26 protein-coding genes are annotated in these 26,964 nt (G+C 34.2%); 21 read left to right on the top strand and 5 right to left on the bottom strand.

Annotated elements, in window-relative coordinates:
* Positions 1–21 precede the first annotated feature (21 nt).
* From KI430_RS05660 to KI430_RS05615, 10 genes are all read left to right on the top strand, one after another.
* Positions 22–699 carry a hypothetical protein gene (locus KI430_RS05660; RefSeq protein ID WP_248877289.1) on the top strand — a complete coding sequence of 226 codons (678 nt, stop codon included), beginning with the start codon at positions 22–24 and terminating at the stop codon, positions 697–699.
* A 36-nt stretch (positions 700–735) separates the two neighbouring features.
* The gene (locus KI430_RS05655) at positions 736–1,317 is read left to right on the top strand and encodes a hypothetical protein (protein WP_248877288.1); all 582 of its coding nucleotides are present in this window, start codon (positions 736–738) and stop codon (positions 1,315–1,317) included.
* 19 nt (positions 1,318–1,336) lie between these two features.
* Positions 1,337–2,086 carry a hypothetical protein gene (locus KI430_RS05650; protein WP_248877287.1) on the top strand — a complete coding sequence of 250 codons (750 nt, stop codon included), beginning with the start codon at positions 1,337–1,339 and terminating at the stop codon, positions 2,084–2,086.
* 17 nt (positions 2,087–2,103) lie between these two features.
* Positions 2,104–2,874, top strand: a complete 771-nt coding sequence (locus KI430_RS05645; RefSeq protein ID WP_248877286.1) for an SH3 domain-containing protein — start codon at positions 2,104–2,106, stop codon at positions 2,872–2,874.
* Between the two features lie 32 nt (positions 2,875–2,906).
* Entirely contained in the window at positions 2,907–3,995 is a 1,089-nt protein-coding gene (locus tag KI430_RS05640) for a YARHG domain-containing protein (protein WP_248877285.1), read from the top strand.
* Between the two features lie 137 nt (positions 3,996–4,132).
* Positions 4,133–4,588 (top strand): hypothetical protein, encoded by a 456-nt coding sequence (locus KI430_RS05635; protein ID WP_248877284.1) that lies wholly within the window; start codon positions 4,133–4,135, stop codon positions 4,586–4,588.
* A gap of 18 nt (positions 4,589–4,606) precedes the next feature.
* Entirely contained in the window at positions 4,607–5,320 is a 714-nt protein-coding gene (locus KI430_RS05630) for a hypothetical protein (protein WP_120213083.1), read from the top strand.
* Positions 5,321–5,438: 118 nt separating this feature from the next.
* A complete protein-coding gene (locus KI430_RS05625) occupies positions 5,439–5,879 on the top strand; it encodes a hypothetical protein (protein WP_248877283.1) in 441 nt (146 codons plus the stop codon).
* Positions 5,866–6,168: a hypothetical protein gene (locus KI430_RS05620; protein ID WP_248877282.1), complete on the top strand. Its 303-nt coding sequence runs from the start codon at positions 5,866–5,868 to the stop codon at positions 6,166–6,168. Before KI430_RS05625 ends, KI430_RS05620 begins: the two co-directional genes overlap by 14 nt.
* Entirely contained in the window at positions 6,165–6,656 is a 492-nt protein-coding gene (locus KI430_RS05615; protein WP_248877281.1) for a phosphate ABC transporter permease, read from the top strand. The genes KI430_RS05620 and KI430_RS05615 overlap by 4 nt, the downstream gene beginning before the upstream one ends.
* 102 nt (positions 6,657–6,758) lie before the next feature.
* On the opposite strand, the gene KI430_RS05610 is transcribed toward KI430_RS05615, so the two are convergent.
* Positions 6,759–7,634 (bottom strand): cbb3-type cytochrome c oxidase N-terminal domain-containing protein, encoded by an 876-nt coding sequence (locus KI430_RS05610; protein ID WP_248877280.1) that lies wholly within the window; start codon positions 7,632–7,634, stop codon positions 6,759–6,761.
* A gap of 21 nt (positions 7,635–7,655) precedes the next feature.
* Positions 7,656–9,935: a cytochrome-c oxidase, cbb3-type subunit I gene (gene ccoN / locus KI430_RS05605; protein ID WP_248877279.1), complete on the bottom strand. Its 2,280-nt coding sequence runs from the start codon at positions 9,933–9,935 to the stop codon at positions 7,656–7,658.
* 175 nt (positions 9,936–10,110) lie between these two features.
* Between ccoN and KI430_RS05600 the strand changes: the two genes are divergently transcribed.
* Positions 10,111–10,404, top strand: coding sequence for a helix-turn-helix domain-containing protein (locus tag KI430_RS05600; RefSeq protein WP_248877278.1), 294 nt, complete (start codon positions 10,111–10,113; stop codon positions 10,402–10,404).
* A 7-nt stretch (positions 10,405–10,411) separates the two neighbouring features.
* On the opposite strand, the gene KI430_RS05595 is transcribed toward KI430_RS05600, so the two are convergent.
* Positions 10,412–10,612 carry a DUF2945 domain-containing protein gene (locus KI430_RS05595; protein WP_248877277.1) on the bottom strand — a complete coding sequence of 67 codons (201 nt, stop codon included), beginning with the start codon at positions 10,610–10,612 and terminating at the stop codon, positions 10,412–10,414.
* Between the two features lie 210 nt (positions 10,613–10,822).
* Between KI430_RS05595 and KI430_RS05590 the strand changes: the two genes are divergently transcribed.
* The 5 genes from KI430_RS05590 (at position 10,823) to KI430_RS05570 (ending at position 16,510) form a co-directional block, all read left to right on the top strand.
* Positions 10,823–10,999 (top strand): histone H1, encoded by a 177-nt coding sequence (locus tag KI430_RS05590; protein WP_074233830.1) that lies wholly within the window; start codon positions 10,823–10,825, stop codon positions 10,997–10,999.
* Between the two features lie 118 nt (positions 11,000–11,117).
* Positions 11,118–13,148, top strand: coding sequence for a TonB-dependent receptor (locus tag KI430_RS05585; protein WP_248877276.1), 2,031 nt, complete (start codon positions 11,118–11,120; stop codon positions 13,146–13,148).
* A 102-nt stretch (positions 13,149–13,250) separates the two neighbouring features.
* The gene (locus KI430_RS05580; protein ID WP_248877275.1) at positions 13,251–14,570 is read left to right on the top strand and encodes a PQQ-dependent sugar dehydrogenase; all 1,320 of its coding nucleotides are present in this window, start codon (positions 13,251–13,253) and stop codon (positions 14,568–14,570) included.
* A 470-nt stretch (positions 14,571–15,040) separates the two neighbouring features.
* On the top strand, positions 15,041–15,448 hold the full coding sequence (tssD, locus tag KI430_RS05575; protein WP_074233857.1) for a type VI secretion system tube protein TssD: 408 nt from the start codon (positions 15,041–15,043) through the stop codon (positions 15,446–15,448).
* 84 nt (positions 15,449–15,532) lie between these two features.
* Entirely contained in the window at positions 15,533–16,510 is a 978-nt protein-coding gene (locus tag KI430_RS05570; protein ID WP_248877274.1) for an IS481 family transposase, read from the top strand.
* A gap of 207 nt (positions 16,511–16,717) precedes the next feature.
* Here the strand turns inward: KI430_RS05570 and KI430_RS05565 are convergent, their stop codons facing one another.
* Together KI430_RS05565 and KI430_RS05560 are read right to left on the bottom strand one after the other, a co-directional pair.
* The gene (locus tag KI430_RS05565; RefSeq protein WP_248877273.1) at positions 16,718–17,662 is read right to left on the bottom strand and encodes a ketopantoate reductase family protein; all 945 of its coding nucleotides are present in this window, start codon (positions 17,660–17,662) and stop codon (positions 16,718–16,720) included.
* Positions 17,663–17,728: 66 nt separating this feature from the next.
* Positions 17,729–18,310, bottom strand: coding sequence for a Crp/Fnr family transcriptional regulator (locus KI430_RS05560; RefSeq protein WP_248877272.1), 582 nt, complete (start codon positions 18,308–18,310; stop codon positions 17,729–17,731).
* Between the two features lie 124 nt (positions 18,311–18,434).
* On the opposite strand from KI430_RS05560, the gene KI430_RS05555 reads away from it, so the two are divergent.
* The 5 genes from KI430_RS05555 to KI430_RS05535 all read left to right on the top strand — a co-directional run bounded on the left by KI430_RS05555 (position 18,435) and on the right by KI430_RS05535 (position 26,963).
* Complete coding sequence (locus tag KI430_RS05555; RefSeq protein ID WP_248877271.1) at positions 18,435–19,688, top strand: hypothetical protein; 1,254 nt, start codon at positions 18,435–18,437, stop codon at positions 19,686–19,688.
* An 11-nt stretch (positions 19,689–19,699) separates the two neighbouring features.
* Complete coding sequence (locus KI430_RS05550) at positions 19,700–20,260, top strand: LemA family protein (protein WP_248877270.1); 561 nt, start codon at positions 19,700–19,702, stop codon at positions 20,258–20,260.
* Positions 20,244–20,621 carry a hypothetical protein gene (locus KI430_RS05545; protein WP_248877269.1) on the top strand — a complete coding sequence of 126 codons (378 nt, stop codon included), beginning with the start codon at positions 20,244–20,246 and terminating at the stop codon, positions 20,619–20,621. The genes KI430_RS05550 and KI430_RS05545 overlap by 17 nt, the downstream gene beginning before the upstream one ends.
* Before the next feature lie 12 nt (positions 20,622–20,633).
* Positions 20,634–21,803 (top strand): hypothetical protein, encoded by a 1,170-nt coding sequence (locus KI430_RS05540; RefSeq protein ID WP_248877268.1) that lies wholly within the window; start codon positions 20,634–20,636, stop codon positions 21,801–21,803.
* Between the two features lie 129 nt (positions 21,804–21,932).
* Positions 21,933–26,963, top strand: a complete 5,031-nt coding sequence (locus KI430_RS05535) for a translocation/assembly module TamB (RefSeq protein ID WP_248877266.1) — start codon at positions 21,933–21,935, stop codon at positions 26,961–26,963.
* Position 26,964: the final 1 nt, after the last annotated feature.

The raw sequence follows: 26,964 nt of genomic DNA, 5'->3' as shown, positions 1-26,964 counted from the left end.
GAGAACCATTAGCTTAATACAATGAAAAGAATACTATCAATATTTATTATTTTACCATTTGTGCTTTCCTGCAACGGACAAGAAAAATCTGGAGCAAAATCACTTGCTGATGGAGCTTTACAATTGGAAAATTTCGATTTCAACACCAATATTTCAACCCTTCTTTCCGAAAATACCAAAAGCAAAGAGTATAGTGGATATTATCAGGTGAAATCTGAAATGATTGAGGCTGATACTATTTCTGACGGTGAATTTATCGGAAGCGAAAAACCTGTAAGAGTTGAATATAGACAACGTAGTTTTTCTACTCGTGATGTTCTTGCCAATTTTGATGATTTTGAGTTCAATGCTATCAATTTTGTAACGAATATGGATGGGAAATTAATGCTCATCAATGCAGTTGCCGGAGAAACCAATAAAGATAAAACGGAAAATTTTGTTTCTAAACTCAACAAAAAATACGGAAACTCAAAGAAAACCAAAGGTGAATTTGTTGGACAAAATTTTGACATCTACACTTGGCAACTGAAAGACAGAATCATAAAGTATAACTTAGTTTTTGATGATGAAAAAAGCACTTTGAAGATTGGAGGAGACAAAAATCCCCATTACAAAGCGTATTTATTTATCATCAAAAAAGAATTTCAAAATGAGATTTTTGGAAAAGTGAGTTCGGGAGATTTTGTTTATTTGGAGTAAAATCTAAATGTATAAACACAAAATTTAATTAAACCGATGAAAAAAATAATACTAAAAATATATTTAGTTCTCTCGATACTTTTGGTGTCAGATAGCGTGCTGTATTATTTCTGGAAAATCAGTTTTGCAGGTTATTACAGCGATGTTATTGTGTTTTGGCTTTGGATCTTAACAAGTTTTGCAGTGATCGTTCTGTTTTGGAAAAAACTATTGGCGAAATTATTATTAGGAACATTGATCGTGGCATTGATCCTGAGTATTTTACCGATGATGCTGCCGTTTTACACCATATTTTTTGCGATGACACCTTTCGGTTCCAGAATGCAGAAAGATCTGAATCAAAATTATAGAGTTCAGATTGTTGGTTACAGCGTGATGACGCGTCCTTGGCTGGAAATCATTGAGAAAAAAGGAATTTTTGAACAGCAAATTATCCATTCTACAGATCACGATATTTTTAAAAATGATGGAAATTTGAGGATTAGCTTGGCGAAAGACATCCGATTTGATAGTGAAACAGATAATACTTTAACCCTTGTTTTGTTTTATGGCGGACCTAATTACAAAATTACTTTTGACAAGAAAACAGGGAAAGTTAAAGCCATTGAAACTCATTAGTTAAACTAAAAATTGTGCTATGAAAATCAATTTTTTTATTTTGCTGTTAATGTTTTGTTTGGGTAAAAATTTTGCTCAAAACAAGAGTAATGACTTTTACAACGATATTAAGAACTATGATATTTCAAGGATTCTTACTGCTGAAACTGTTGTTGCGGATGATAATGAAATTTTGAAAAGACCTGAACCTATTGGTTATATTGGGAATGATTATCAAAGGTTTCATATCCATTTTATTTCTGTAATTAAGAATAAAAATAATCCTTACGAATATATTGTTCAAGGAAAAACTAAAGTTAAAGAAACAATTCGACCTTTTCAGGGAACGTTGACTATTAAAAGTGCCACGATTGGAAAGAATATCGATTTCCCGAGTCATCTTCAAGGTTTTGCCACCTGCGAAATCAATTTTTATGAAGACCGGAAAATGACTTCCACAGGTTCTATCAAAGGTACAATGACTGTGGGATACATCATTGATAAAAATAAACTCAAGTATAATTCTTTGGCTTATGATACGGATGGTTTTAGTAATAATGAGTTTAAAGGAAAATGGATAAGCTATAAAACAGGCGTTTCAAAAAAATGCAACTGGGGCGATTACAGAATTCCGGAAAGTGGTGATTTGGATATTGGAGCGGGAGAATTTTCGCCGGATCCAAAATATTTTGACAAAGGCTGGAAATATTATATCCTTTCAATGTATGGCGAAACGGAGTTGGATACCAATCTGGGAAAGAAGAAAGAGAATGAGAAATGGTGGAAATAGAATTTTAAATGATTGAAATGAAGAAGTTTTTATTATTAATTATAATTTTCACTTTGCAATCCTGCATAGAAGAAAAGCAGAAGACAATTGAAAAAAAAGAACCTCAAAAAATTACAGAAACAAAGCCAATTTCTGAAGAAGATGATATAACGTCATTTTGCAATTTTGCTGTGATTGTCGATAAAGACGGTTACGTGAATGTGAGAGAAAAAGAGTCAACGAACAGCAAAATCATCGGAAAGATAAAATCGGGAGAAGCAGTTTTTATTTTTGAAGATTTAGACACGGATTGGTTGAATATTAGCTTTGATAACAATAGAAAATCCGGTTATATACATCGTTCAAGGATCAAATATATCAAAGATCTTGAGAAAATACCTTCTGTAGATACTCACGATAACAAGGCGGTTTTTCATTTAAACGATATCGATATCAATATCAAAACGGGTGATTTTGATTATGAATCCAACAAAAAATACTTTTCTGAGACAGATTTTCCAATCACAAAATACAAAAGCCGCGAAATGTGGGGAACAGACGGAACAATTCCTAAAAGTTATTACCAGTCTATTACTGTGAAAATAGGAAATCAGAAAATCGAAATCCCCAAGAAAGATATCGAAGACCTTTTCAATCCCAACAATGGTTACACCGAATGTTATTATGACAAAGTAAATAATTCGATATACATCCATTTGTCCAATTCCGACGGAGCGGGTTCTTATGTCGCATTATTCAAAATCGGAAACGACGTTTATAAGGGAAGACAAGTTGAGATACCTTTTTAAAAATTGAATTGATAATTGAATTAAAACAAAAAATGATGACTAGGTTTTTACTTCAAATAGTATTAATATTAACAAGCGTTTCGGCCTTTGCAAATGACGGTGCATTTTTCGCGAAAGGCAATCAGTTGATTCCAATCAATGAAACCGATATTACGGTCAAAAAGGAAATTTTAACTCTGAAAAAAGTGCGAAATCAGGTAATTGAAGTCACGGTTTATTATGAGTTTTTCAATCCGAAAGAAGACAAGAAAATCACCGTTGGTTTTGAAGCTTTTTCGCCGGAAGGAGATGTGGATGGCGCACCAAAAAATGGGCAACATCCGTATATGAGAGATTTCAAGGTGGAGCTCAATAATTCGGTTTTGAAATATAATGTTTCTTACGTTGCCGACTCGTTATACAATAAAAATGGGAAGATAAAGTCTTTGGATTTAGCCAAATTCAATGGTAACAAAAGCGGGAATAATGTCGATTTCTTTTACGTCTATCATTTTGAAGCCAATTTCAAAAAAGGACTCAACATCATCAAGCATACTTACAATTATGACGTTTCTGGTTCGATAGATTATAATTATGAATTTGAATATGTTTTGACTGCAGCCAATCGTTGGGCGAATAAACAGATTGATGATTTTACATTGATTATTGATGTTGGCGAGTTTGAAACATTTTCTATCAACAAAACGTTCTTCAAAAATTCTAATGAATGGCAGATTAACGGCATCGGAAAAACCGAAGATATCAAAGGAATTAAAAATTCTTTTATCGAAAATGATGCGTTAAAATTCCATCTGCAAAAAGGCAACATTGTTTTCCGGAAGAAGAATTTCAAAATCAATGGTGATTTGTTTTTGTATGCTCAAAACTATTTGGGAATTCAGGATTTGGGGTACATTCCGTTCTCTTATTATCAGGAAGAAAATATTGCGGAACCTAAAAATGATCTGGAAAGAAAAATACTCAAGAATTTACCATTTGCGAGACGCGGTTATGTTTTTCAGAATCCGAAATTAAGTCAGTTTTACAAAACAATGGAGTGGTACATTCCTAATCCTGAATATAAACCTGAAGCAGTAACTCTAACGGAAAGAGAAAAGAAATGGCTGAAAAGATGGAAATGAAATAATAAAACAGCCAGATTGTAATTAATTTTTCAACAATTGCAAATAATATTTTCAATTTTTTATGATTTTAATTATCTTTAGAAAGTGAACAATTTTATTCTGATATAAAAATTGTATAACTAAAAAAACAAACAATGATGAACTTAAAACCAATTTTCCTGGCATCTGCATTGATGCTCTCTGCCTGCAATTTTCTATCGGCAAAAGCCAAAATCCCTATTGGCGAAAGAGAAGCACTCACAAAAGTTTATGACCTTCCCAATACCGAAGAATACAAACTTAACAATGGGAACTATCTCGATCTTGCCACCCTGCATAAAGAATTTAATATCGCTTATATCCTGCCGTTATATGTCATTGAAGAACCAAAATTAGTAGGTTATGATGAAAAAGCGGATGAGTTCTATAATATTCCGGATAAGGAAATGGATGCGATTTTAGCCTCTCAAAAACTCAAAAAAGATGACCTCAATAAACTTCCTTTTTATACAAGATATGGTGGAAAGCTGGTGGCATTGCTTCTTATTGCTTTTATGATCTGGGGCGTAATTCCTTCGAAGAAAAAAAGAGTAGAACCTACGAAAATATAAATTTAAAACACAAAAACTATGAGTACAATTTTTTTTATTATCGGATTTATGGTGCTTTTTTATGGCGGCGTGATGTATTTTATGTACGCTAAAAAGCAAAAGATGAAACAAACTCTGCAGAGTACAGATTTCAAATCAGAGTTTCAACGGGCAGAAACTTACAAATCCAATTTTCTGAACGGGGATTACAGTTATCTGAAGACCCAGATGAACGGAAAACCTATTGATGCATTCAATTTTGCAAACCTTGAATATTCCGGCGCAACTGCCATCAAAGACGGGATGAAAGATTCTTTGAAAAGTATGGCGACTTTGGGAACGGTACGATATCAAACCGTTCAGACTCCGAAATATTTGATTTTGAGTAATGATGAACTTCACCTTTTGGATACCGATACCGATGGCGATATCAGCAATCATTTGGTATTTGACAGTCATAGGCTTTCACAATCGAGCCTGGTGGAGATTCCGCAGCAAGGAACAATGAAAGCTTTTGCAAAACAGAAAGGTGATACGGTAAAAGCGTACAAAATCTCTTTAGCGACGGATGATAAACCGATAGAGCTGATTTTGTTTTCGGCCCTTGTTTTTACTCACGTGAATACGGCAAGCAATATGCTGTCGATGGATATGCAGAAAGTGGTACAGGAAAACGTCATCGCCAATGACTTTCTCAAAAAACTGGGTGACAAATATCCCAATCTGAAAGTTGATGTTCCTATTTTGAATTAATTGCAACAATAAAAATCTTATAAAAACGTGTAAACAATTCAATCCTGTTTATGCGTTTTTTATCTTATGAATATCAAAGTTTCAGCTGATTTGAATTTTTAAGAACTAACTTTTATAAATGAGAATTTTACCTTTCCTGAAGAATTCAACGTTTTACTTTCTTGTCATTTTTGCAGGAACGTTTTTACAGGTTTATTGGGCAATGGGATTTTTGTCGGACAATACTTCAAGCCATTGTTTAGAATGTAGTTTCTTTGAGGATATATTTTTGTATTCGATTCTTACGGGAATTTTGCTTTCATTAATTTTTTCATTTATATCAAAAATCAATAATAGATTTCTAAAAATCGCGGCAGAATTATTTTTTACAGCAGCGACCTGGTTCTTTTGGAATTACGAGATTTTTGTAGATAGAGAATCATCGTGGAGTACTTATCTTTTGACCGAGGAGTTGTTTGCAACTTTGTATTGTAGCTTATTTCCCATTCTGACAATGTCTGTTCTTGTAATTTTTATAATTAATTATCGATCAATTCTCAAAAGAAATGAAACAAGCTGATTATATTCACCTTCTGAAAATCATTGCGGTTCTGATTTTGTTCATTTCTATTCCGGCTTTACTGTTCTATCTTGGAATTGTCGTCCCGGAATATTGCGCTTGTGACAAAACGATGTATGAAGGCCAAAAAGGAGTTGATATTTGGGGCGATATAGTCTATTGCGATGGGGAAAGTCAGGATGTTGCTGAAGCATTTTTCCAGCTTTTTACGATTGTTCTTTTGGGCTGTTTGGCTCTTCTGGCTTTTATTCGCTTCTTAATTTATAGAATTAAAAAAAATAACAAATGAGAAAAATAATACTGACCTTTATTTTATTGAATTTTTCATTTCTGTTCAAAGCGCAAAATACTTCTGAAGCAGACATCTGGAGTGGGAGTTACGCCGTTTATTCGGTGAAAGATGATAAAACAGCTTTAGATACATTAGTGATTGCAAAAACCAAAGATGTAAAACCCGAAAATGTTCCTTCCAGATTTGAGGTTGATTTGAAAAGATGGACAGTTATTTCCAAAAAAGATAAAAGGGGAGACTCAGAAGTGGTTCGCCGGTTTATTTTTAATCCTGAAGATAAGGATGATGAATACAAAGAATTCGGTTGGACAAGGCTTTATCAGGAAGGAAAAATGAACTGTATCGATGGCGGTCATTTTTTCATTTGTCAGACAAAACCAGATACAACGGTAGATTTTCAGAAAGAAGGAACATTTTTAACCAAAACAGGGTTTTTCGGAGTTTGGCTGCATTTTGGATTGGTAGAATTGAAAAAACTTAATTAAAAACTCAAACCAATGAAATCAAAAACACTTATAACCATTCTACTGACAGGAGTTATATTTTTTGCTTTAGGCTGACCTACTAACATACTTTCGATATAAGTTTTATTCTTCCCAATGCGCTTCTTCGCCTTGTGGAGCAGCACCGCCTTGAGCTTCTGTAATTGGCGCTTTTTCACGATTGATGTGATAGATGTAAGCCGCAACTTTTTCTGCATCTCTGCCTGTGATGATTCCGTCTTTGATGAAAGGTCGCATTGTAGGATTATTAGGAGAACCATTTTCCAGCATCCAAAATACATTTTTGAAAAGACTTTTTTGTTTGATGTTAATCCAGTTTTTATCGGTAAGATTGGGACCAATGCCGCCTTTTCCGGAATCTGAATGGCAAGATATACAGTTGGTTTTGAAAATCTGTTCGCCTTCTGCAATATTGTCAGCGCTGTAAACTGCTGTTTCAATATCTATCGCTGGAGCAGTTTTCTCGTACTCTTTGATTGAAGCGAGTTGAGTTTTAGCTTCAACTTCATATTCTACATCGGGATGGGCATAATCTGTGAATGTGAAAGCAAACAGATAAACCATGCAGTAAATAATGGTTCCGTAGAACAATCCAATCCACCATTTTGGCAAAGCATTGTCAAGTTCTGTGATACCATCAAAACCGTGATCGATAAGCAAAGTTTTTTCCTCACTTGCTGATTGTTTTTTGAAAGCTGAATTCCAAAGTTTCTGAAAATAGGGTATTGCTTTTTCTTTCAGATATTTTTCTTTCTCCTCGTTTGATAAATTTTTGAATCGGGCGTCTTCTACCAAATCCCCAATAGAATTCATTATCAAAAAAAGAAAAATAATGACAACTAACAATCCCCAAAAGAAAGGAGAGGATAGATAATTGGAATTATCGGACAATTCGAAGATGATAAAAGTTACACCTAATGTGGCTGCAATACCAATTGATAAGGGAGTTCTTGTTTTCATTTTATTAAGTTTTCACGGTTATTATTCTACACTTGCAGTTTTGATTTCTGTGGTTTTGATATCCGTTCCCAATCTTTGTAGATAGGCAATCATAGCAATGATTTCTCTTTGTTCGAATGGGACAAAATCGTTTCCTTTTGATTTTCGTTCCGCTTCCATTTGACCTTTCAAATCTGCAGCTTCAGAAAAGATTCTCTTTACAATCGCTTTGGATTGATTATCCGCCCATTGATTTGCAGAATCGATTTCAGCTTTTGTATAAGGAACATCAAAACTATTTTTCATTAATGTTAATTTATTGACCATTTGAGAACGGTCTAATTTGTTGGTAATTAACCAAGGAAAACGTGGCATAATAGAACCTGCCGATGTGATTCTCGGATTATACATATGTTTAAAATGCCAAGAATCTGGATTTCTTTGTCCTTCTCTGTGGAGATCCGGGCCAGTTCTTTTGGAACCCCACAAAAATGGTCTGTCATAAACAAATTCTCCAGCTTTTGAGTATTGTCCGTTTTTTCCATCGAATCTCATTACCTCATCACGGAAAGGTCTTATCATTTGAGAGTGGCAGGAATTACAACCCTCACGAATGTAAAGATCTCGACCTTCCAGCTCAAGCGGCGAATATGGTTTTACTGCTGATATTTGCGGAATATTACTGCTCATTGTTAGAGTTGGAATGATTTCGACAATTCCTCCAATAGCAATTGCAACAAATGCTAAAATTGATAAAAGATGTGGTGTTCTTTCCAGCCAAAGATGGAAACCTTCACCTTGTTTTCTACTTTGATTGACATTGGCGAGAGCCGGAGCTTCAGCGGGCACATTTTTTAAGAATGAACCTTTTCTGGCTGTTTTATAGACATTAACAACCATTAAAACTGCACCAGCGAGATATAATATTCCACCTAAAAATCTCATTTTGAAGTAAGGTAGAATAGCGGTTACTGTATCCAGCCAGTTTTTGTAAACCAAAGTTCCGTCTGGATTGAATTGTTTCCACATTAAACCTTGCGTAAAACCGGCGATGTACATTGGAACAGCGTAGAAAATAATTCCCAAAGTTCCTAACCAGAAATGCCAATTGGCGAGTTTTTTAGACCATAATTCATTTTGCCACATCATTGGAACCAAATAATAGATAACTCCGAAGGCCATAAATCCATTCCAACCCAATGCTCCCAAATGCACGTGGCCAATTACCCAATCTGTATAATGTCCAATTTTGTTTAAGGATTTTGTCGCTAATAATGGACCTTCGAATGTTGCCATCCCATAGCAGGTAACTGCAACTACAAAGAACTTCAGAATTGGTTCTTCTCGGACTTTGTCCCAAGCACCTCGTAAGGTTAATAATCCATTCAACATTCCTCCCCAAGATGGAGCAATCAACATAATTGAAAATCCTGTTCCAACTGCCTGAGCCCAAGCCGGCAAAGAAGTATATTGAAGATGATGAGGACCTGCCCACAAATAAACAAATATCAAAGACCAAAAGTGAATAATGGATAATTTGTAAGAAAATACAGGACGATTTGCTGCTTTTGGTAAAAAATAATACATCAAACCTAAAACTGGCGTCGTCAATACAAATGCAACCGCATTATGACCGTACCACCATTGGACTAAAGCGTCTTTAACGCCTGAGTAAGCTGAATACGATTTCCAACTGGTGAATGACAAAGGCACTTCCAGATTATTAAAAATATGAAGCATCGCAACGGCAATCCAAGTTCCGATATAAAACCAAATTGCAACGTATAAATGTCTGACTCTTCTTTTCAGAATCGTACCGAACATATTAATTCCGAAAATCACCCAAGAGATGGTAATCAAAATATCAATTGGCCATTCGTGTTCAGCATATTCTTTTGAAGTGTTGATTCCCATAAGGAAAGTAATAACAACTGCAATAATCATCAATTGCCAGGACCAGAAATGAATCCAAGAAAGTGTATCGCTGTACATTCTGGTTTTCAGCAACCTCTGCATACTGTAATAAGCGCCGCAGAAAAAAGAATTACAGACGAAGGCAAAAATTACCGCGCTGGTATGTAACATTCGGATTCTTCCAAATCCCATTGCACCTTGAGAATTAATCAAACCCTGGATATTACCGCTACGCAAACTTTGGATAGTGGTGTCATCTGTTCCGAATAAAAATTCTGGCAATTCGGGGTAAAATAACATCAAGGCTGCTGTAAGGCCCAAGATAAAACCAATAATTCCAAATGTTACAGTGGCATAGAGAAATGCTCTGACAATATTGTTGTCATAATGAAATTTTTGTGTCTCCATATGTACGTTTTGAGGTCAAGGATAATTTTATTTCGAAGCATTTTTCCGAATGCTTTGTTGACGGAAATAAATATCATACATCCATTATTATATTTTGACAAAGGTATTTTGTAGCTTTGTGTACTACTAATAGATTTACTTCTAAACTATACCGAAAACTACTAAAATCGAAATCATGGAATTGTGTGGGAAAAATATCAGAAAAATAAGAAGAGACCGAGATTTTACTCAGGAGTATATGGCTTTTGAAATGGGAATTTCACAGAAAGCTTATTCTGATATAGAGAATTCTAAAGTGAAAATTAATCTTGATATTCTGACCAAAGTTTCAGCGATTTTGGATATCAAACCATCAGACATTTGTAGTATTTCTGACCAATGCGGCGGTGGTCATTATGAAACTAAGTATAATGAATTGCTGGATTTTATGAAGAATAATAATATTGAACTGCCGAAAGAATTTTTGTAATTGATAATCATATCTTTTTCAAAGCAGAAGCTTTGTGAACGGCTGTTTTGCCTGTCTTTTCGCTCATTACTTCGTATTGGGGATTTTCTTCAGAAGCTCTTCTTTGTATGTTCATAAATATAAAATCCTTGGTATGGATATTAGTAATTACACCATAGGTTTCGCCATACTGAAATTTCCATTTTACATTGTCTCCTTTTTTAAGCATGATTTTTATATAATTAATGATACAGAGTTTATTACCAAAAATCATACAAATCCGATTTTGTAAAAATTTTTGGACGAATTATAAGACTCAAAGTGAAAAAATATCATTAGAATCAATAAAATTAAGCGTAAAATCAATTAAAATATCACGAATCATAGTTGTAGAATGCGTCAAACTATTATATTTGCACCTTATTTAATACTTACTACTATGAAAGAACTAATCGAAAAGATTAATGCTGAATTTGAAGCTTTCAGCAAAGAGGCAGAACAACAAGCTGAAAAAGGAAACAAAGCAGCTGGGACAAGAGCGAGAAAATCAGCTTTGGAGTTGAGCAAGCTTTTCAAAGATTTCCGTAAAGTTTCTGTTGAAGAATCAAAGAAATAATCTTTACCAAAAAAAAATCCCTGTCATAAACGGGGATTTTTTTTCACTTAATTCAAATTTATTTTGAGTTATCTTTTATAAGTTAAGAAAAAGTATAGTTTTTGCTTAGTCTTTTGCAATGAAAAAAAAATACTTAATTCTTTCTTTTTTTACCACTTCAATTTTATATTCTCAAGTAGCAGATTCAACAAATCTGATTTCTGAAGTTAAAATTGATGCCTATAAAAAACCGACAACTTACATCTCTTCTACAAAATCGGTTGCTGTAATTTCCGAAAACCTTATCAATCAAAATCCACCTGAACGGATGTTGGAATCTATCAATCAAGTTCCAGGTGCAAGAATGGAAGAACGTTCGCCGGGAAGTTACAGGATTTCATTTCGTGGAAGCACATTAAGGTCACCTTTTGGTATTCGCAATGTGAAGGTTTATCTTGATGATTTTATTTTATCTGATGCTTCCGGCAATACTTATTTCAATGTAGTTTCTCCAGCTTTAATTAACCGAATGGAAGTTTTTAAAGGCCCCGAAGGTGGCGATTACGGAGCGATGACAGGTGGAACTTTACTCCTCAAAACCAATAATCAGGATAACTTGTCAGCTAATTTATCCACTGGAAGTTACGGCACTTTCAATCAAAATTTTGACTTTTCTAAGCAAATGGGAAAGCATTTTTTTGAGGTTTTCCAAAATTACTACCAAACCGATTCTTATAGAGAACAATCCAAAGTCCAACGGAAACAGTTTTTTGTTAAAGATAATTATCAATACTCTGATCAAGCGATTGCGAAAATGATGTTGTTGTATTCGGATTTGGATTATCAGACACCTGGTGGATTGACTTTGGAGCAGATGCAAAATAATAGAAAGCAGGCGAGACCTTCGACAGCAACAATCCTTGGTTCGAAGGAACAAAAGGCAGGAATCCGAAATAAAATGATTTTGGCAGGCTTGTCCAATGATTATCAATTTAGTTCCAATTTTTCCCATTTTATTTTGGTTCAAGGTTCTTATGTTGATTTTGAAAATCCCTTTATTACCAACTTCGAAAATCGATTTGAAAAGAATTTTGCGCTAAGAACACATTTCAATTATGAGAAAAATTGGAATCAAATTTCGTTAGCTTACAGACTGGGATTCGAAGGTGGAATTAATGATATTTTTGTTAAGAATTTTGATAATAACAGAGGGGTGGAAGACGATCCACAGAATTTTGACAAAATCAAAAATACTTCGGGATTCTATTTCCTTTCTCAAAAATTGAATTTCGACGAAAAATTATTTACAGATATTTCTGTCAGTTTAAATTCCAATTCTTACGATTGGCAAAGGCTTTATCCGGAAACAGAATATGGGAATGCAAGATTCAAAAATCAGTTTTTGCCTAATTTTGGAGTTACCTATATTTTGACTAAAGGTTTTTCTATACGGGGAAAAATTGGAAAAGGGAATTCCGCACCAACCAACGAGGAAATCCGCTCATCGACACAGGAGTTCAATGCCAATCTGAATCCGGAATATGGCTGGAATAAAGAAATTGGAATCAGAAAACAATTTGGAAATTTTATATTTTTTGAGGGAAGTTATTTTGATTTCCGAATGAAAGATGCTATTGTAAGAAGGCAAAATGAGTCTGGACAAGAATATTTTGTCAATGCAGGAGAAACCGTTCAAAAAGGCTTTGAAGTTCTGTTGGAATCCAAAAATTTTGATTTGAAAAATGATTTTTTCAGTCGATTGGGATTTCGTTTTTCAGGAAGTTTTTACAATTTCAAATTTCAGAATTATAAACAAAATGAGCAGGATTTCTCCGGTAATGATTTGACAGGTGTTCCGAAAACAACTATCAATTCGCTTATCAATTTCATTTTTTTCAAAAAATTATCTGTCGATTATTCTCATTTCTATACTTCAAAATTACCTCTCAATGATGCTAATTCTGTATGGTCTGAATCAAGTTTGGTTGGCAATATTCAATTCAGATTTCCTTTGCAAGCTGATAGAACCAGATTTAATCTAAGTCTTATGATTCAGAATTTATATAATACAGATTATGTTTTAGGTTTTGATATCAATGCTTTTGGAAACCGATATTACAATCCTGCAGCCAAAAGAAACTTTGTAATGGGTGTTGAAGCGCAGTTTTAATTTTAATATTTAGTAGAATATGTGTAATTGCATTCAAATCCTTAAGGAATGGTTTTTGTAATTTCTGAGGTCAATATTAATTAACACCACATTTCAAAATTTATGAAAAATTATCTATTACCGGCAATTATATTACTCGTCGTTAGTTGTAAAGACAATAAAAATCAAAAAGGAAATAGCGGAGAAAGTGCGGAAGTTGCTACTCAAACCGATACTTTAAAATTACCAGCACCGGATGAAAAAGGTGCGAAGAACAAATTCAGTAACGTGATTGGTTGGCCTGAAAATAAAACACCAATTGCGCCGGAAGGTTTTACAGTAAGCCGTTTCGCTGAGAATATCAAAAGCCCTAGAAATATGATTCAGGCTGATAATGGCGATATTTTCGTAGTGCTTTCCAATTCTGAACGTACGGCTACAGAAAAAATTAAAAATGATATCAGCGGTAAAAGTGATGCTGAAGTAGGTGGGAAATCTGCCAACAGAATTCTTCTTTATCGTGATGCCAACAAAGATGGTATCCCAGAATCTTCCTCTGTTTTTTTAGATAATTTGAATCAGCCTTATGGAATGTTGATCATAAAAGATCAATTCTATGTTGCAAATACTGATGGACTTTGGGTTTATCCGTACAAACAAGGTGATACCAAAATCACAAAACCTGGAAAGAAAATCGTGAGTTTGCCTGCTGGTGGGTATAATAACCACTGGACAAGAAATATCATCAGCAATAAAGATCAAACTAAAATTTACATCTCCGTAGGATCGGGTAGTAATGTTGGTGAGAATGGTATGGAACACGAAGTGCGAAGAGCTAATATTTTGGAAGTTAATCCTGATGGAAGTGGAGAAAAGATTTATGCTGCAGGACTTAGAAATCCAGTTGGAATGAGCTGGAATCCGTCAACCGGACAATTGTGGACAGTGGTTAACGAAAGGGATGAACTGGGAGACGAGTTGGTTCCTGATTATCTAACCAGTGTGAAAGCTGATACGTTTTATGGTTGGCCATACGCATACTTCGGGAAAAATGAAGATCCAAGAAGAAAAGGCGAAAAACCTGACCTGATAGCTAAGACTATTATTCCGGATGTTCCTTTGGGAAGTCATACAGCATCTTTGGGTTTGACGTTCTATACAGGTTCACAATTTCCGGAAACTTATAAAAATGGAGCGTTTATCGGACAGCACGGTTCTTGGAATCGTTCTTCATTAGTTGGTTACCAAGTTGCTTTTGTGCCATTTAAAGGAGGGAAAGCTTCTGGCCCTTACAAACCTTTTTTAACGGGATTTATTGCCAATGAAGCTAAAGGAGATGTCTATGGCAGACCCGTTGGAGTATTGCAGATTGCAGACGGATCATTGCTGGTGGCAGATGATGTAAGCGGAATTGTATGGCGGGTTGCTTACAATAAAAAATGAGACTATTCAAAAAGCAACTTTTTAAGTTGCTTTTTATATTTATTATAGATCATCGATTCAAATTATAAAAGAATTTTACCCCTTTTCATAGAGTCCTTTCCAGATAAACCAAAAGATTAAAAGTGGCAAATGTAAAATTCCTAAAAACATTAGTTTATTACTAATTTTTACCTTTCCAATCTTACCATCTACAAAATAAATTGATCTGATATAATGATCTATGAATCGCATCTTTAAATTTTTTCTCTAGAATTCAAAACTTATTCCTAAAACAATTTTCTATGTTAATAAAATATTAATTGTGTGTTTTGAATAAAACCAAATAGATAGCTTTTTTATATTAAAAAATTCTCGAACTGTAGTAATTCTACTACTGATTTTTTTGGAAGGTGGTTCTATCTTTGGTATATAAAAGTTAAGGAACACACTAATACACAATATAATATATTAACAATTAAATTTTAGAAATCATGGCAAACAATTCAAGAGCCGTATTAAAATTCAACGGCGGTGCAGAACAAAAAATCCTTAAACTGAATTACGGTGTATCAAGAAACACGGATGTTTCCGGTAGAGTTGCATCAGACCCTTCTAACGCATTGATCAAAATCACTGTAGAAGCAACTGAAGATTCAGGAATTTTGGAAAGTTTATTAAATGGAAAGTACAAGCCAACTAGTGGTGAAGTCACTTTCAACAAGTCTCACGAAGAAGGAACATTGACAACTCTGAAGTGGGAAAACGGATACGTTATCCAGCACGAAGTAGATTATGATGCTTTGAACGAAGATAATATGTTCATCAGCTTTGTAGTAAGTGCAGAGAAAATAGATTACGGCAACTCAGCCTACGATGGCGTTTGGCCAGGTGCTAAATAATCATTTAGATTAAACTGTAAAGTATCAATAGATCCGCTACAAAAATGACTTAAATTTATGGTGTAAAGTTTAAAAATTTTATCCATGAATAAACAGCAACAGCAAATAAAGGCTCGCAAAGATTGGCTTAAAATCTATTTAGAATCGGGATCTGTAACGAAAACAGCTTTACGTTGTGGAATTGCAAGATCAACACTTCACCGATGGATAAAAAGGTATAAAGAAGAAGGAGAACAAGGACTGTCAGATAAGTCAAGACGTCCTAAAACCCTTACCAATACTAAGATTACAAAAGAAACTCAATCTATTATCCTCGATTTAAGAGAGAAAAAAAGATGGGGAGCTGCAAGAATCTCAACCCATCTACTCAGAACGGGAACTTCATTATCTGCAATGACTGTTTGGCGGGTACTCTTTAAACACAAAGTTAATCCTGTAGTAAAAAGACGTAAAAAATCTGATTACAAAAGATACAGCAAAGAAGTTCCAGGGGGTAGAGTTCAGCTGGATGTTACTAAAATCAGGAGTAAGGCTTATCAATTTACAGCTATTGATGACTGCACAAGAATGAAAGTTATTAGAGTTTACCCTAATAAAAAAGCAGAAAGTACGATACATTTTTTAGGTGAAATTTTGGATACATTCTATTTTCCTATACAGCATATTCAAACCGATTGGGGTACGGAATTTTTTAATTACTCCTTCCAATATGAGCTGCATGAACATTTTATCAAATACAGACCTATAAAGCCCAGATCCCCTCATTTAAATGGTAAAGTAGAAAGAACCCAACAGACTGACAAATCCGAATTCTGGTCACTAGTGGATTTATCTGATCCAGATCTTAATTTAAATACTTTAGCTGTTGAATGGCAGGAGTTTTACAATAAGAAAAAACCACACTCTTCTTTGAATGGAAAAACGCCTTGGGAAAAATTACAGTCTTTAGAACATCTTATCCCTATTCAGCCTGATGTTACTGCTAAATTTTGGGACTCAAATGAAGAAATATTGCCCAGAAATTATACGTATTTAAATTACATAAGACAAAAAAAATACTAATTTAGTATCAAAGCCCAAGAGGAAGTAGGCTCTGCTGGGGAGCAACCTACCAGCAATAGGCTTTTAGATATACAGAAAAGGAGACCCAAAAAGGTCTCCTCTTTTTATTTCCGGTATCTTTTATGGCTAAGAAAACCCTCTGTTAATTTGTAGCGAATCTATTGTTATAGCACATCTAAATATTGCTGCTTTATAATCTTTATGAATCTAATTATTATTTTGAATTATTTCCTTTAATTCATTATAAATCTCCTCCGTAAAAGGTGTTTCAATATTTAATTCTTTTCCGTAATTGATAATGGCTCCTGCAAACAATTCCAACTCGCTATTTTCTTTTTTTACATTGATGTCCAGTTGTAAAGATGTTGGAGTGGCTGGAGGAAAAGTCATTGCTTTTTCAAAGGTTTTCTCTATAATATCTTCGGGTAAATTAATCCCTTTTTTGTCAGCAATCAGTTTCACTTCTTTCATTATTTCCGTTGTTTCCTGTTTTTGAATTTCATCTGTACAGACTGTCCCGATTGAAGAATTATATTTGGCTGTAACCAAACCAAAACTCGATACAAAAAAGAATTTGGTCCAGATATCAGCAAAGGAATTATCTTTAAAATCGAAATCAATTTGACTATTTTTCATCAGCTCACTAATCCAATTAATCTCTGTTGAAAGATGGGCTGGATCTTTTCCAAAAATCATTTTTCCGGCTTTACCTTTATGTTCTACAATTCCTTTTTCTTTGATGTGAGAAGCGACGTAAACACAAGCGGGCAGAATCGTATTATCAGGAATAATTTTTCTGATTCTGTCATAGATATCTGCACCGTTCATCAATGGAAGCAGAATGGTTTTATTTGTAATAACTTGCTTCAATTGATTGCAGACATTTTCCAAATCATATTCTTTAACACAAATCAAAACCAGATCAGGATCATTAATTTCATTAATGTTTTGTAAGATGTGATTCGGTTTTGTAACACTGTTTGGATGTTCCGGAGAAAGTAATGTCAATCCATTATTTTTTACAATATCATAAGTTTGATTTCTCGCAATGAAAGAAACCGTAAACTGATTTGCAGTTTCATTAAATTGGTTGATCTTAAACCCGAAATAACCGCCAACGCCGCCAAGTCCTACAACTACTATATTTTTCATTCTCATTAATTTTTTGTCAAAAGTAAAATACTTCTAACGTAAGTCCGATTGTCAAATGACAAAAAATCAGATTTTAGTAATTTCTTTCCGGATTCTACTGAGCGAACTGTTGGTAATTCCGAGATAAGAAGCAATGATTTTCAATGGAACGTGCTGGAAAATATGAGGATGTTCTTTCAATAATTTCAGATATCTGGTTTCTGCTTTTTGGCTCGTTAGTTCAATAACTCGGTCATTCAGTCGATAATAATTAATCACAAATAAAAGCCTGCTGAATTCCCGGAAATCAGAAATGTTATGAAAATTTTGCTGAACATTTTCCAGTCCGGTTTCCCAAAACGAACAATCGGTAATTGTTTCGAAGATTTCTTTTGTTGGTTGTTGTTTGAAGAATGATAAAAAATCATTCACGAAACATGGTGCAAAAAAGATATTGGTTGTAACTTCTTCATTATCTTCGTTGATGATATAAGAACGGACATAGCCTTTTTCCAGAAAATAAGTTTTGGTGCTGATAATTCCGTTATCCAAGAGAATCGTATTTTTCTCCATAGAAAATTGCGTAAAAGTTTTTGTAATCTCTTCCACAACGTCCTTTTCTATTGGAAATAAGGAATGGAAATAATTGTTGATGTTTGTTTTGTCCATAGAATTAAAACAAATTTACAATAACTCCAATTATCGGTTAAAATTAAATATCTTTATCCGTGTAAAATCAATACAGTTGGCACTTTTGTTGATGCCAGGAATAATAAAAAACTACTAACCGTTGATGGATGACTTCCTTGCATTTTATAACACACTAGAAGTTGATAAAGGTCTCATAGTTATGCTGATGCTGATGAGTTTCTTTGTCGCTATTTTTCACACTTTTATTTTAGTCGGATTATATGAGTTTGATTTCAAACCCAAATGGCTTTTTTTTGTACTAAATCCTTTATCTGTAGGTCTTTGCTCTTTATATGACAACAAGCTGGCAGCTTTATTAGCGGTTGGTTTGTTTCTTTCGGTTTTTGTTTTGGGGATTGTTGGGATGATCTATGCAATGATCAGAAGCGGTTATCAAAGTTCCAAAGAGGAAAGCGAGCGGAGAGAAAGAGAAGGATTAGCTAAAATTCCGCTTTGGAAAAAAATTCTTTATTCTGTATCAGGATTATTGTTTTTTGGTTTTGTTCTTACGTTGGGCGTCCCTTATTTCATTCTGATTGTTTTTATTATTCTTCCGTTTTTAACTTCGATTTTTAAACCCAGTAATAAGAAGAGATTTTACCGAATTCAAAGAACTTTACCAACTTCCAATATTCGTTCTGTTGCGATGGGTTTGGCAGAGATTTCCGGAACTGTGAAGATGATTGAGCCGATGATTTCGCGTATTGGTAAAAAAGAATGTATTGGATTTCTTTATACTATAGAGACTGTTTCGACGGATAAAGATGGAAAAGACTCCTATTCTTTAGAATCTTCGGAAACGATTTGTAAACCGTTTTATGTACAAGACAAATCCGGACAAATTAAAGTTATAACTGAAGGAATTGAATTTATTGATTTTGAAATCGATGAGCGATATCAATCCTCAAACAAGCGCTACACACAGTATCTCCTTAAAGAGAATATGGAAGTTCTATTGATTGGTAAAGCAAGTGTGAAAGAAAATAATGAACCTGTTTTTGAGAAAGAAGAAATCAAAAATGTGTTCGGGATTGCAACTGTGGAAAGTGTTGATAATCATAATACGTTGCGTCCTATTTTACAGTCGGCGGGCTATTTCATCTACTTTTGGGTGATTCTGATTGCTTTGATTTTTTTAACGCCTGTGAAATTGAGAAATAATCAATTAGAAATCGGGAAAATAAATCTGGATTTGCCTTTTCAGAATTCAAAACCGGTGAAGTCGTTGGATGATTTTTATGATAATATCTACAACAGTTATGAATCTAAACCTGAAGAAGAAATATATTCTCAACCAGCTACAGGTGCTGAACCAGTTCCTGCGACAGAGTCGACACCATCAAAACAAACTGAATAAAAATAAAAACTATGATACAAATTTTCGCTTACGTCATTATCGGATTGGTCGTCTTGGGATTACTGAATGTGATTGTTTCCACTTACAACAGATTAGTAATGTTAAAAAATAATGTCGATAAATCTTTTGGAAATATCGATGTCCTGTTGAAACAACGAGCAGACGAAATTCCAAATCTAATCAAAGTGGTCAAAGAATCTATGAGATTCGAAGAATCAATGTTGACGAAACTAACGGAGCTTCGGACTCAATTTCTAAATGCTAATTCGACCGAGGAAAAAGTGGAATTGTCGAACCAAATGCAGAATCAACTAAAATCAGTTTTTGCAGTGGCGGAAAATTATCCTGATATCAAAACGAGTCAGAATTTTCAATTGCTTCAAGGTCGTGTTTCTCAAATCGAAGATGCAATCGCAGACAGAAGAGAATTTTATAACGAAAGCGTTACGATGTACAATATTGGTATCGCAGAATTCCCTAATTTACTGCTTGCAAAACCAATGATGTACGGCAAAAAACAGTTACTTCAAATCTCTGAACAAGAAAAAAAATACGATGGAGTTGCCTTTTAACATAATAGACATTCTACAACATATCGAAGCTGAGCCAGGTATTTTGGTAGCTTTCGCCGCTTTTCATCCGTTTGTGCTGTTGTTATTGCTTATACCTGTTGGTATTTTTAAAAAGCTGGGAATTTACAAACCAGCTCAGAAGTTAGGATTATTTGGCTTTTCTGTAGTAGTTATTATGATGGTTGGTTGGTTGATGGGTTTTGTTTCCCAAATTTTATTGATGTTTATGGGTGTCTCAGGCCTTAAAATGTTGCTGATCTATTTCTCGATGTATTTTTGTATTATTGCATTTGTAGCAGTCAATGTGAGAGGTTTGAAGAAGAAATTCGACGTAGATCAATTGAAGAAAAAAGTAGTTTAACTTGAATTATTGATGAAGAAATCTACAGTCATTATTCTTATCATTGGTTTATTAATTCTATTATTTATTGATAGATGTACAACAATTAATCTTACGACTGCAGATATTTTCCGCCCAAAATCTTATAATCATTTTAAAGAATTAACACAAAAACCTCAATCCGAAAATTTTGAAATTGTCCCAGCTTTAGGCACATTTCCTATTCTTTATAATTCTGTTAAAAACGAATTTTATTTGAAAAATGGACAAGGATTGACGAAGTATGATGCATCTGGGAACTTGATGATTTCTAATGATCTTAACAAAGAAAAATATACGTCTATTTTTGATTTTTCGAATTTTGTGCCTTATGTTTTTGCTGAAAATGGTGTTTATGATTTTTCCGGAAATCGATTAATCTATTCCAAATTTTCTCAGATTCTGAATGTCAAAAATGAATTGAGCGATAAAGAATTCAAATCTATTTTTGAAGAAAATTATCGCCAATCCAACCTGGTAATTTATGATACAGACCGCAACATAGAGTCGGGAAGGAATTGTTTTCCAATGTACTTTCGGATAGGTGAAAATTGGATTCTGATGTTTTCACAAAAAGATGATTATAGGTTTTCACATCAAGGAAATGAAGTTTTTGAAAGCGATACAATCGGACAAATCGATTTCAAAGGTTTTCCAGCCAAATTTTTTAATCAAGGGTTAACTGTTCTCAAAGATTTCAAAACTGGACTTTATTCCATCAATCAATTAGGAAAAGAAAAAATAGATGATGACTACTTGAATAAATATTATACGCAGATTTTGAAAGAAAAGAATTTGGATTATCAAACTGATAGTAAAATTAAATTATTATCCCGTAAAAAAGACGACTACTATGAAACCGGAAATCCCTTCAGTTTGCCGCAGTGGGTAGCACCATCTTTTATTAATACAGCTTATTACAGTTTAACTTATCAAAATGAAAAACTATTTTTCAAAGCAAAAGCAGTAAAAATGTATGACAGTCCAACTGCTCAAAACGATCTTTATTTATATGAATTACCAAAACAATTCCGAATAAAATCAAAACTAGCTTTTATTGATTACGGACTTGATATAGGAGGTTATATGGATATGAATAGTGGAGAAATAGATCCGATTATAAAAAATACGGGATTGTATCTGATTAAACTTAAGAAAAAATAATCGTTTATTTCAAATTATTCTATTTCTTAAACGACTTAATCTTTGAATCTCAATAATTTTTTAGTTGTTTTTTTATTAATTTAAGGTTTAGTACAATATTTGTATTTTTCATTTTCAAAAAAATATCTTTTGAAATTAAAACTCAACTGGCGTAAAATTATTCGGCGTTCCCTTGTAACCATTATTTCCATACTGGTTTTTTTTATTGTGCTTATATTTAGCCTGAGAATACCATTTTTTCAGAATATGATAAAGGATAGACTTATTGTTTATCTGGAAGGTAAAATTAAAACTAAAGTCTCTTTGGAAAAAGTTTACATTGGTTTCCCAAACAGTTTGGTCATGGAAAATCTGTATTTGCAAGGCGAGGATGTGGATACGCTTTTATCAGCAAAGAAGCTAGATGTAGGACTCGATATGTGGCGGTTGATAAAGTCCAAAGCTGATCTTACGTCAATTGATTTGGAAGGCGTTCGTGCGAATGTTGTCCGTAATCCAAAAGGAAAATTCAATTTCGATTATATTATTGATGCTTTTGCAACTTCGGAAAAGGAAGAAAGTCCATCTAAGCCTTTCATTATTTCTTTAGATAAAATTAAATTGAAAGATATTGGATTATCGTTCAATGATCAGCAATCCAAAAATGATATCAATCTTTATTTCAAATCTTTTGATACCAGAGTTAAAACATTTGACCTTCAAAATAATTCCTACGCTGTTAATGACATTAATCTTGATGGTTTGAAATTAAAACTGAAGCAGGATTTGATAGAAGAAGTCTCTAAAAATGTGGAGAAAAAAGTTGATTCCCTCAACCAGAAAAAGCCGATGAAATTAGGTCTGAATGGAATAAAACTGACTAATTTCAATATCGATTATGGCGATGATAATACGAAGACATTTGCTAAAGTTTTATTTAAAGAATTAAGCACAAAAGTGAACAGTATTGATCTTGATAATAGTAATTATGACATTGGTAATGTTTATTTAACCGGAGCTAATATCAATGCGAATTTATTTTTTCCATCTTCGAACGCCAATTCTCAAAAAGAAGAAAAACCTGAAGTTTCAAAAAATTCTGACAAAGAAAAAGCGATGAAAGTCCTACTAGGGAAATTGATTCTGGATGATGTTAAAGTTGCTTATAACAATACAGCGGTTGCGCCAACCAAAAGCGGAATGGATTTCAATCATCTTAATTTTGGAACACTCAATCTTGATGTCCGCAATTTCAAAATGGAAAACAACGGTTTTGCAGGAACTGTAAAATCTGCAGAAATTCAGGAAGAGAGAGGTTTGGATGTTCAGACATTCAATACAGATTTTGTGTATGCCGAGAAAGAAGCTTATCTGAAAAATCTTTATCTGCAAACATCAAAAACCATTTTGAGGGACGAAGTTGTTCTTAATTATAATTCCATCGAGCAATTATCAGCCAATCCTGGCGCTGTGAAAATTTCAGCCAATATAGAAAATTCCAAAATCGGTTTTTCTGATATTCTGAATCTCGTTCCGACGCTTAGAAATACAGCACCTTTCAACAAATATCCCAATGCAGTTCTTAATGTTAATGCCAATGTGAAAGGTCTTGTTAATGATTTATTGATTAACGATTTGAAAGTTTCCGGTTTAGATCAATTGCGAGTTGCGGCTTCCGGCAGAATCAAAAATGTGATGAATCCGGATAATTTGTATTACGATTTGAAAATTGGCGAACTGGCTTCATCAGGAAAAACAGTTTTCAATCTGGTGCCGAAAGGAACTATTCCGTCCAACATTTCTTTGCCATCACATTTCAGCATCAAAGGTTTTGCTAAAGGAACTACGAAAGTTGTGAATACGAATCTGACTTTATATTCAACTTTGGGAAATGCAGGAATTATTGCCAATGTTGATATGCGCAGAAAAAATCGTGAAATGTACGATGTAAAAGCCAATCTTCAGAATTTGCAACTCGGAAAGATTATTCAGAATAAAGATTTGGGACCAATCACGGCTCAGATAGCTGCGAAAGGCGAAAGCTTCGATTTCAAAAATGCCAATGCGGATTTGAAAGGCAATGTTCAATCTGCAGTTTATAAAGGTTATCGCTACCAAAATATGAATTTGGTTGGAAAAATTAACCGTGGCGCTTACCACATCAATTTAGTTTCAAAAGATCCGAATGCGAATCTTCATCTCACAGCTTCAGGGGTTTATGATGACAAAAATCCGACAATTAAAATCAATGGAAATATCAACAAATTAGATTTAAATAAATTAGGGTTTTACAGTTCACCAATGATTATCGCAGGTGGAATTGACGGCGATTTCAAAAGTTTGGATCCAGATAATCTCAACGGTTATCTCAATCTACAGGACTTTGCAATTTCTGATACGAAAGAAATCTATCCAATTCAGGAAATTAAACTCAATGCTATTTCTACTGCGGATTCAACCAAGATTCAATTCAATTCTCAGATTGCAGATGTTGAACTGAATGGAAAATATAAGCTGACTCAGATTTTCGGAGCATTGTCTCAGACAATTAATCAATATTATCAATTCCAAAAACCTGGTAAAGTTGAAAAAGTAGATCCGGGGCAATATTTTACACTGATTGCAATCATCAAAAATGATGACTTGATCAGGAAATTTGTTCCCGATTTGAAAAGCTTCGAAACGATTAATATCACAGGGAATTACAATGCAGATTCTCAAATAATCGAACTTAATGCGAAAATTCCGCAGGTGGTTTATGGAACCAATACTTTGGAAAATACGAATTTGAAGGTAACCAATCAGAATCAGGCATTGCAATATAATCTGGATGTTGCTGCCTTGAAAAGTGAAAGTTTTGCTTTGAATAAAGTGAATATCAATGGCGATGTGGCTGATAACATCATTAATTATAATATAACGACCAAAGACGAAAAAGATGCAACACAATTCCTGATTGCCGGAAACGCTAAGTCAATGAATGACATTACAGAAATTTCACTCAATCCAAATGGTTTAAAACTGAATTATATGGATTGGACAGTTGCTGAAGGTAACAAAATCCAAATTGGAAGTCAGGGGATTTTAGCGGATAATTTCAGATTGTCAAATGCCGGAAGTGAGATTCTGTTACAATCTGAAAGCAATTCTCCAAACAGTCCGCTGAACGTTTCGCTGAAGGATTTTAAGATTGAAACCATTACCGAGATCATTAAAAAAGATTCACTTTTAGCGAAAGGTAATATCAACGGAACATCGCAACTGAGAAATTTGACGAAGGATATGACATTCACATCGGATATTGATGTGACTGATTTATTCGTCTTTGGAAGTCCGGTAGGAAATCTTGATATCAAAGTCAACAATCAGTCTGCTAATATTCTGAATGCTGATATTGCACTCTCTGGCAATGACAATGATGTGAAAATTACAGGAAATTATAATACTTCCGAAAGTTCTTTTGATATGAATCTGGCAATGAATCAGCTTCAGATGAAAACGCTGCAAGGCTTCACAATGAATGCCATTACGAATACGGAAGGGTATCTTTCTGGTGATTTGAAAATCTCTGGTACAACCACTGAACCGAGAATTCTTGGTGATGTTAAGATGAATAATGTTGGACTGATGATCGCACAAACGGGAAGTGATTTCAGGAAGATTAATGATAAAATTTCATTCACCAATAGAGGAATTGAGTTTGATGATTTCAAAATCAATGATAAAGATGGTAATTCTTTAAAAGTTGATGGACAAGTTTTAACTCAGACCTACAGAGATTTTACTTTCAATCTTGATGTTAATGCCAAAGATTTCAAAGTCGTGAATTCTGAAAAATCCAATGATGCAATGATGTACGGAATTTTGTCTATCGATGCAGCGCTAAAAGTTCGGGGAAACTTGGATTTGCCAAAAGTAGATGGTAGATTGGCCGTTTCTGATGATACGGATTTCACATTTGTTTTGCCTCAATCAAGTCCGGCTTTGCAGGAAAGGGACGGTATTGTAGAATTCATTGATCAGGATCAGATTGCTTTGAACAAAACCATTGTCGCAGATTCTTTGAAAACGGAAAACAAAATCAAAGGAATGGACGTGAGTGTGAATATCGAAGTCAGCAAAGAAGCGAAAATGTCCGTGATTATTGACAAAGCGAATGGCGATTTTGTAAATATTCAAGGTGATGCCGAACTGACAGGTGGCATTGATCCCTCTGGAAAAGTAACTTTAGTCGGTGTTTATGAAGTGGAAAAAGGAAGTTATGATATGACAGTGAGTTTACTGAAACGCCAATTCGAAATTCAAAAAGGAAGTACGATTACGTGGACTGGCGAACCGACAGCAGCAACGCTCGATATTACCGCCGTTTATAAAACTGAGACGGCGCCGTTAGACTTGGTTCAGCAACAAATCAGTGGAGAAAGTGCAGTCAATCTGAATCAATACAAACAAAGAATGGAGTTCAATACTTTGCTGAAAATGAAAGGCGAATTGTTGAAACCGGTTATCTCTTTTGATATCACAACTGCTGAAAAAAATAATGCAGTTTCATCTACAGTGAAAGATGTTGTAGATCAAAAACTGACTCAATTACGAACTGATGAAAACGAAATGAACAAGCAGGTTTTTGCTTTGCTTCTACTGAACAGATTCATCGGGGAAAATCCATTTGAAAACAGTGCCGGACTTTCTACGGAGGCGATGGCTAGACAAAGTGTGAGTAAAATTCTTTCTCAACAACTGAATAATCTGGCTTCTGATTTGGTAAAAGGTGTTGATCTTAATTTGGACTTAGAATCTTCCGAAGATTATTCTACAGGAAACAAAAATACCAGAACAGATTTGAATGTCGATATCAGCAAAAGATTATTGAATGACCGACTGAAGGTCTCTGTGGGAAGTAACTTCGGGTTGGAAGGCGATGCAAGGCAAAACGAAAATACGACCAATATTGCGGGCGATGTTACCGTAGATTACAGCCTTTCCAAAGATGGAAGATATATGCTGAGAGCTTACCGTAAAAACGAATATCAGGTTGCGCTGCAAGGGCAAATTGTGGAAACTGGATTAGGTTTTATCATTACTTTGGATTATGATAAATTCCGTGAGATTTTCCAGAGCGCCAAAAAGGAAAAGAGAAGAAGAGAAAGAAATAATAACCAAGCTGTAGAATTTAAATAAA

It is taken from the genome of Epilithonimonas zeae (assembly GCF_023278365.1).
GTDB lineage: Bacteria > Bacteroidota > Bacteroidia > Flavobacteriales > Weeksellaceae > Epilithonimonas > Epilithonimonas zeae_A.
This window is presented reverse-complemented; position numbering and strand designations above follow the sequence as displayed.